The sequence below is a fragment of the Streptomyces muensis genome, assembly GCF_021474425.1.
GTDB lineage: Bacteria > Actinomycetota > Actinomycetes > Streptomycetales > Streptomycetaceae > Streptomyces > Streptomyces muensis.
The window spans coordinates 40169-47427 of sequence record NZ_JAKEIP010000040.1 but is presented as its reverse complement, the minus strand read 5'-3'; the positions used below and the strand labels follow the sequence as shown (position 1 = coordinate 47427).

7 protein-coding genes are annotated in these 7259 nt (G+C 69.2%); 5 read left to right on the top strand and 2 right to left on the bottom strand.

Features of this window, described 5'->3' with window-relative positions; translation table 11 throughout:
* Positions 1-158 precede the first annotated feature (158 nt).
* Positions 159-521 carry a hypothetical protein gene (locus tag L0P92_RS13615; RefSeq protein WP_234762844.1) on the top strand — a complete coding sequence of 121 codons (363 nt, stop codon included), beginning with the start codon at positions 159-161 and terminating at the stop codon, positions 519-521.
* A gap of 142 nt (positions 522-663) precedes the next feature.
* On the opposite strand, the gene L0P92_RS13610 is transcribed toward L0P92_RS13615, so the two are convergent.
* On the bottom strand, positions 664-831 hold the full coding sequence (locus L0P92_RS13610; RefSeq protein WP_234762843.1) for a hypothetical protein: 168 nt from the start codon (positions 829-831) through the stop codon (positions 664-666).
* Positions 832-1465: 634 nt separating this feature from the next.
* On the opposite strand from L0P92_RS13610, the gene L0P92_RS13605 reads away from it, so the two are divergent.
* The 3 genes from L0P92_RS13605 to L0P92_RS45475 all read left to right on the top strand — a co-directional run bounded on the left by L0P92_RS13605 (position 1466) and on the right by L0P92_RS45475 (position 4318).
* Positions 1466-2059, top strand: coding sequence for a hypothetical protein (locus L0P92_RS13605; protein WP_234762842.1), 594 nt, complete (start codon positions 1466-1468; stop codon positions 2057-2059).
* Positions 2060-2522: 463 nt separating this feature from the next.
* On the top strand, positions 2523-3161 hold the full coding sequence (locus L0P92_RS13600) for a LysE family translocator (RefSeq protein WP_234762841.1): 639 nt from the start codon (positions 2523-2525) through the stop codon (positions 3159-3161).
* 389 nt (positions 3162-3550) lie between these two features.
* Entirely contained in the window at positions 3551-4318 is a 768-nt protein-coding gene (locus tag L0P92_RS45475) for a class I SAM-dependent methyltransferase (RefSeq protein ID WP_372497254.1), read from the top strand.
* Positions 4319-4627: 309 nt separating this feature from the next.
* Here the strand turns inward: L0P92_RS45475 and L0P92_RS13590 are convergent, their stop codons facing one another.
* Positions 4628-4831, bottom strand: coding sequence for a hypothetical protein (locus L0P92_RS13590; RefSeq protein ID WP_234762840.1), 204 nt, complete (start codon positions 4829-4831; stop codon positions 4628-4630).
* A gap of 626 nt (positions 4832-5457) precedes the next feature.
* On the opposite strand from L0P92_RS13590, the gene L0P92_RS13585 reads away from it, so the two are divergent.
* Positions 5458-7227, top strand: a complete 1770-nt coding sequence (locus tag L0P92_RS13585) for a C40 family peptidase (protein ID WP_234762839.1) — start codon at positions 5458-5460, stop codon at positions 7225-7227.
* The last annotated feature ends 32 nt before the right edge of the window (positions 7228-7259 follow it).

Sequence of the window (7259 nt, the reverse complement as noted above, 5' to 3'; positions counted from 1 at the left end):
GGACAGGCGGGAGCGGAAGCTCCGGTGAGGGCGGGAGCACCGGTGGAGGCGGGAGCACCAGTGGGGGCGGGGCGCAGGCGAGTCCGTCGGTGTCAGCCTCGGTGGCGGACAAGGCGCTCGCCGCATTCGTGCGTGGCAGGTGGGGAGTCAGGACGGAGATGCCTGACGAGTCCTCGTTCTCCTGTACGGCGACCATCGATGACGGCACCTGGACCCTGGACTTCGGCGACGGCAAGACCACGAGGGGAACCTGGGCCCTGCAGGGCGGGCGGTTGGCACTGCAGGTTCCCGAGGACCTGGGCGGCGGTGGTCCCGGCGACATGGAGGAAGCCGCAGCCGAGAACGTGCCCGCTTCCGTCGGCGACTCCCTCTCGCTGTTCCTGCCCTGGCAGCCGCCCGGCTTCCCCGGCGTCAGCGACGACCAGCGGCTCGACGTGAACTACTCCGGCAAGAACGGTGTCCTGCGGATCCGGCACATGGAATCGAGCGGAATGACCATTCATACCTGCACCCGACTGTGAACACCGGTCGGGCCAGCCACGCACGCAGGGCAAGGGCGTTGTGCCGGTGCCGAGTTGACAGTGTGATCAGCGAGGCGCCCGCATCCCGCTGACGGAGATCACCGACCTGACACCCACCGAACACCGCGTCTGGGAGGCATTCTCACAGGGGAAAGGCGTCGACTTCCGTGAGGACACCGATGTAGATGTCACTGGCGGTGCGTCGTGGGGAGCCGAGCGCACCGTACGCGCCACGGTGCTGCGTATTTACGGACGGCTGGACCTCAGGTACGGCACGGTCGAGCACCCGGTGCGGCTGCGGTCCTGTCACTTCGAACAGTTTCCGCAGCTGTACGGGGGCAGATCCGTGCCCTGGTCCTGAGCGGCTCGGGGCTGCCCAGGCTCAGTGCGGCGACCCTCCGAGTCGACGGCGTGCTGCGGATCAGCGGCTGCCGTATCGCGGGGCCCGTCCGGCTGCGGGGCGCGAAGGTCGCCGGCGGGTTCTTCCTCGACAAGGCGCGCCTGGGCACCCGTTGCGGCGGACGGTCCCGAAACGGCGGACTCGGCAGCCCACGAGGCGGATACAGAACCGATCCTCCAGCTCAACCATACGGAGATCGGGACCGATGTATGGGCCGTCGGCCTCGTCACCCACAGGCGGGTCCGGCTGGACGGGGCCACCGTCGGCGGACGGGTGAACCTGGAAGACGCCGTACCGTCCGCGCCCGGCGGCATCGCCCTGCACGCCGACGCCCCGGAACCAGGTCACCCGAGGTCGACGTCTGCGCACTCAGTCCCCGACGCCCGGCGAGGCCCGTATGACGAGACGAGCAAGACCCCGACCCAGGCTGCGGTTACGGCAGTTGCCTCCCAGGCCGCCGCTCCGGCACCAGGGGGAGACAGACCGGAATAGTCAGGAGGAGCCGACAGGCCGCGCCGCTCGCAGGACTCGGGCGGCGGCACGCTTGCACGCCTGGTACGGCACCGCGGACATCGGCCGGCATACGGCTGTTCTTGCCGCCGTCGTCGCAGCCGCAAGCCTCGCGGTGTCGGCCTGGGGCACGTACAAGACCGCGCAGGTGGCCGATGACCAGCTCGCTCAGTCCCGGGCCAGCGAGAAGGCAGCGACACGCCATCAGGTCTCTCAGGTCACGTTATGGCCGCAGACGATCGGCGGGCAGAGAACGTACGTCATCGCGAACCGGTCTTTGGACGCCGCCTACCTGTATCTGCACGTCGAAAGTGGTCCAGTCGGCAATGAGGCGGCCCACCTGGTCAGGCTCGGTGCAGCTCCGCCTTGTACCAGGATGGAGCTGAGCGTGCGTACCGCGCATCTCTCGGTCCGCGACCCGGATCGGGAACGGCCCTCGACAACGTCCTTCCGCCTCCTGGGGCTGATCGTCAGGGATGCCAGCGGGAAGGTCTGGGAACGGGAGGACACGGGTGGCCTGTCGCTCCTGCGGAAGGTCCCCGAAGTCGCCCGCACAGAACAGCATCACGTCCCGTTCGACGAGCTGACCCTGGATTCCCTGGACCAGTGTCACAGCGGCACCTCGTGAATGCCGCTGCTGTGACCTCCAGCGACAGATGGCCAGAGACGGCGGGAAGTCCCCTGGTGAGCAGCGGGTGCTCAAGCAGTTGGTCTTCTCCCCTGCGCCCGGGCGTCAGCATCGGCTCCGCGTTCACCGCGGCGGCCGAACCGGCGCCGTGCTCTCCCTGCACGTGGCCGAATCGTTGAAGCACGCGGTCGATTCTGGTCGCCGTGGGAGATCCCGACGCGACGACGTCATACCGAGAAATCGCACGCGCACTGGGCCTGGACGTCCCTTCGGACGACGACGACCTACGTGGCGTCCTTGACCGCAGGAACGTGAAGTGGCCTCACTTGGGAGCCAGTTTGGGGCCCTGTTTGGTGTTCTTGAGGGGTGGTTTGGGGAGTGAGATTTGGATCCCCTCGGGAGGTCGGGCACGGGTGAGAAATCGGCTGGAAGGGCGAGCTCTCCTCGTGCTTGCATGGGCTGCATGGTGTCTGCCGACCGTTTGCTGGCCTTCGGGGCCATGTCGTTCCTGCTGATCGTGATTCCCGGCCCCAGCGTGCTGTTCGTGATTGGACGGGCGCTGGCGCAGGGGCGCCGTGCCGCGCTGACCACGGTCGTGGGGAACACGATCGGCGCCTATGTACTCATCGTGGCCGTGGCGTTCGGGGTCGGGTCATTGGTGGAACGCTCGGTTCTGGTCTTCACGGTGCTCAAGCTGGCTGGTGCCGCCTACTTGGTGTATCTCGGCGTCAAGGCATGGCGCGGGCGTGGTTCGCTGCACGCCACTGTCACAGGTGCGGGCGCTGCGCAGGGCGGTCGGCGCACGTTTTGGGAGGGTTTCGCGGTTGGCGTGACCAACCCCAAGACCATCGTGTTCTTCGCTGCCGTGCTGCCGCAGTTCGTTGATCGCGGGCAGGGCCATGTCGCGGTGCAGATGCTGGTGCTCGGCCTGGTCTTCAACATCATTGCCATTGCTTCCGACATGGTGTGGGGGCTCGTCGCGGCCACCGCTCGGGACTGGTTCGCCCGCTCACCGCAGCGGCTGTCCCTGGTCGGCGGGATCGGAGGGCTGACCATGATCGGCCTGGGTGTCACCGTCGCTACGACTGGCCGTAAGGACTGACCCCACGCTCGCCCGATCACGGACGCGGTCGTGGCTCGAGAGCTGCTGTTGCGCCAGGGATTAGCGTGATGCGGCCCTGATGCCGCGCCGGCATGGGCCGTCGGCGTCGTCCCGTACGAGAGTGGCGAGGCAGTCGCCCACGCTCACGTCGCGGTCCTGGCGCGAGCTCTGGCCGGTTCTGCGATCTCGTCGTCGACGCGGGCGCGTGCGCGGGCGCCATGTGTCTTCGCCACCCCCCGGTGGGGACAGCTGTTACCAGGAAAGTGGTGTACGGGACGGGCGGCGTCAGGGTATGGAGCTTCGCGTGCTGTACGGGCGCGCCTGTCCGATCCTGCGCGGACATCGCCGCGGCCTCTTGCCGTGCCCTCGGAAGGGGCATACTGCGGCGTATGGCGACTTACGACCGCATCGGGGCGGCCTACGCCGGCACTCGGCGTCCGGACGCCCGGATCGCCGCGAGGATCCATCGGGCTCTGGGCGATGCCACTGCCGTGGTCAATGTGGGGGCCGGCAGCGGCTCCTACGAGCCGCCGGGGACCGTGTGGGCCGTGGAACCCAGCGCGGTGATGATCGCCCAGCGTCCGGCCGGTTCCGCTCCCGCGCTGCAGGCGTCCGCGGAGTCGATCCCGCTGCCCGACGACTCGGCCGATGCGGTGATGGCCCTGCTGACCGTGCACCACTGGAGCGATCTGGAGGCCGGGATCGGGGAGTTGCGCCGTATCGCGCGGGAACGGATCGTCATCCTCACCTTCGACCCCGACGTCAATCACCGGTTCTGGCTGCTGGAGGAGTACCTGCCGCAGGCAGCCGTGTTCGACAGCACCCGAGCGGTCGCGGTCGACCGACTGGTCACACTCCTGGGAGGAGCCCGCGTCGAAACCGTCCCCGTCCCGCACGACTGCACCGATGGATTCCTCGCCGCGTACTGGCGCCGGCCCGAGGCGTACCTCGATCCGCAGGTGCGGGCCGGTATCTCGTTGTTCGCCCAGATCAGCGATGACGTCCTCCGCCCTGGCCTGGCCCGGCTGGAGGACGACCTGTCCTGCGGCAGGTGGCACGACCGCCACGCCGACCTGCTCGGCCGCGAAGCGCTCGATGCCGGGTACCGGCTCGTTGTCGCCGAACTGGAGAAGCAGCAGGGGCAAGTGAGCCGCTGACCGGCTGCGTAGCTGAGCCTTCATGTGGAGCCGGTCGGAGCGGTCCGCTGCAGTTGACGGCCAATACTGGTACCGGTTCCTGGCGGCCGCACGGGGTGCTGGCGTGCGTGCCAAGGGCGCTTAGGAACAAGCCTGCCGCGTCGGTGGGTTGGTGGTGGTCGAGGGTCGTGATCGTCCGAGAACGCCGCGCAGGGCCGGGTGGCGGGGCGGGGCAGTGAAGCCGACGTAGGCCAGACCGGGCGATCCGGACGATGGCTGCGAGAGGGCCGACAGGTCCCGCTCGGCGGCCGTGAGCCAGGCGTGGGACCGTCAGCCGGTCAAGCTGAGGTTGAGTGCGGCGGCCGCCAGCACGTCCAGGAGGCCGACGTCGTCCGTGTCGAGCGCGGCAAGGGCCAGCAGGCCGACAGGTACAGGCGAGGTGGGTAGGTCCTGCACGGCGTCGGCGAGACCATGAGGGACGGGCAGGGCAGGGCAGGCCAGGTCGTGAACCGCCTGGAGCCGGTCGACCACCACGCGGGCAGTGCCATGCCATGGACGTCAGGGACAGTCGAGGCGATCACCGCGGCGTCCACGGCATCCTCGGCACCCCGGCATCTGTGGCGGCGAGGAGCAGCCAACGCCTCGGCGAACGGGGCAGGACGCCGCGGCACCGGTCTCGGCCCCATCATGGACACAGGCAGGCACAGGCACGCACGCCGCAGCGGACGCCCCCACAGGCCCGACGCGGAATGCGGCCACAGACGGCATCCACACACGAGCGCGGACCGAATCCAACCCCACAACTGCCGCATCAGGCACCCACGCCGGAACCCACAACCACCCGCCGCCAACCCCTCCTGCCAGATCCCCCAGCCTGCACAGAACTCGCCGCCCGGGACAGGCACACCAGAGCCTGCACCACACCGAGAGACTGGCGAGATCGTCCACCACCCGCAGCCACCCGACCTCCGCTCCGAGCAGCCCGCGTGCTCCCGCCGGCCAACCTCACGGAACTCGGCCGAACAACCGGACCCCAGCCGCAGGCCGGACCTGGGAGAACCGGAGAACCGGAGAACCGAAGAGCTGGAGAGCTGGAGAGCTGGGTAATCTCACTCCTCGCACGATCATCCGATCATGCGTTTTCCGCAGGGGGGCCTCAAATGTCCGCACCGAAATTCTCACTGAGCCGCAGAACGGCCCTCACCGCCCTCGCGGGAGTCGCGACGGGCAGCGCCCTGCCGGCCGTCGCAGCACCGACCGCGGAGGCCGCCGCCCCCGCCCTCCCTCAGACACTGACCGCGGCGGCGGCAACGGCGGCCTCGGAGACTGTCGCGCAGCCGCCCGGCTTCCGCGTCCCGGTACTGATCGACCCGGCCGACCCCTGGCACTACGCCCCTCACCCGGCCGGCGCCCTGACCACCCGTACGATCACCGGCGGGCTGGAGGTCTCGGACGACACGGGCGTGATCGCGACGCTGACCACGGGGGCGCGGACGGTGACGCTGAGCGGGGCGCGGCGCTGGTTCACCGAGCAGAAGAAGGCGGTCCGCGACGCCTTCGACCGGACCCCGCCCACCGGCGGCTGGGGCATGTCGCCCGGCGGTGGGACGTGGTCCCACCACAACGGCACCGACACGGACTACTTCATCGACAGCGGCCGGGCCGCCATCACGCTCGCCGCCGGCAAGAGCCGCTACAGCCTGCTTCCCGACCGCGGCATCGGCGACGTGTACGCCGCCGCGCGGTTCTCCTTCGACAAGCTGCCCGCCGGAGCGCCCGTCTCCCTCGGCCTCGTCCTCACCGCCAAGGACGTCAACAACCACTACCGGGCACGGCTGATCGTCACCCCCGCCGGCGAGGTACAGCTGGTCCTCGAAAAGGAACTCGCCGACACAACGACCACCCTGAGCACGGCCGTCACGGTCGGCACCGGCTTCAAGCCGTTCGACCACTGGTGGGTGCGGGCCGAGAAAACCGACGACATCCTGCGCGCCCGGGCCTGGCGGCATTTCACTACAGGTGTGGACGACGAGCCCACGGACCTGTGGCACCACAGCGTGCGCGACCCGGAGAAGGCCCCGGATGCCGTCCTGCGCTCGGGCACGGTCGGGGTCCGCGGCCTCGCCTCAACCGGTGCCACCGTGCTGCCGCAGGCACGCGTGTACGACTTCCGCATCGACACGGCGACCTGGGCCGACCCGCCCGTCATCACCCACAGCACCTGGGTACGGCTCCTCCCGGAGCCCTTCGACGGCACGTGGACCGCCGCCCTGGAACAGCGGATCCGCGCGTGGGCGGGCGACACCTCGCCCGACGCCCTCACGTACTCCTCGATGTACCGGCCGTTCGCACCGCCCGTCACCGACCCCGCACGCCAAAACAGACAGGTACTCGGCGAATCCGGCTACAGCGAACTGCTGGACACCGGACTGCGTGAGGTGGGCGCCGACTTCCACGAGTACATGGGGCTCCCATGGACGTTCCCCAGCGGCGAGAGCGCCCAGACCCCGGATCCGAAATGGGTCAGGCACCTCGACTGCTCAGGCTTCGTCCGCATGGTCTACGGCTATCACCTCGGCGTCCCCATGAGTCTCGACCCCGACCCCGCACATCCCGGCTTCCTGCCCCGCACATCACAGCAGCAGGCCGCCGCCGGCCCCGGCATCATCGTCGCCCGGACCACCGACACGCCGCCCCCGCTCGACGCCCTGCGCATCGGCGACCTCCTCTTCTGGAACGACCCCGACGACGGCGCCGTATCCCACACCGGCATCTACATGGGTCGCGACCAACACGGCAAACACCGCTTCGTCTCCAGCCGTAAAACACCCAATGGACCGACCATCGCCGACATCGGCGGAAAATCAATCATCGACGGCACCGCCAGCGACCTCTACACCGACCAACTACGCGTCATCCGCCGCCTCTGAACCAACCCAGCCGAACCCGTCACCGATCCCAA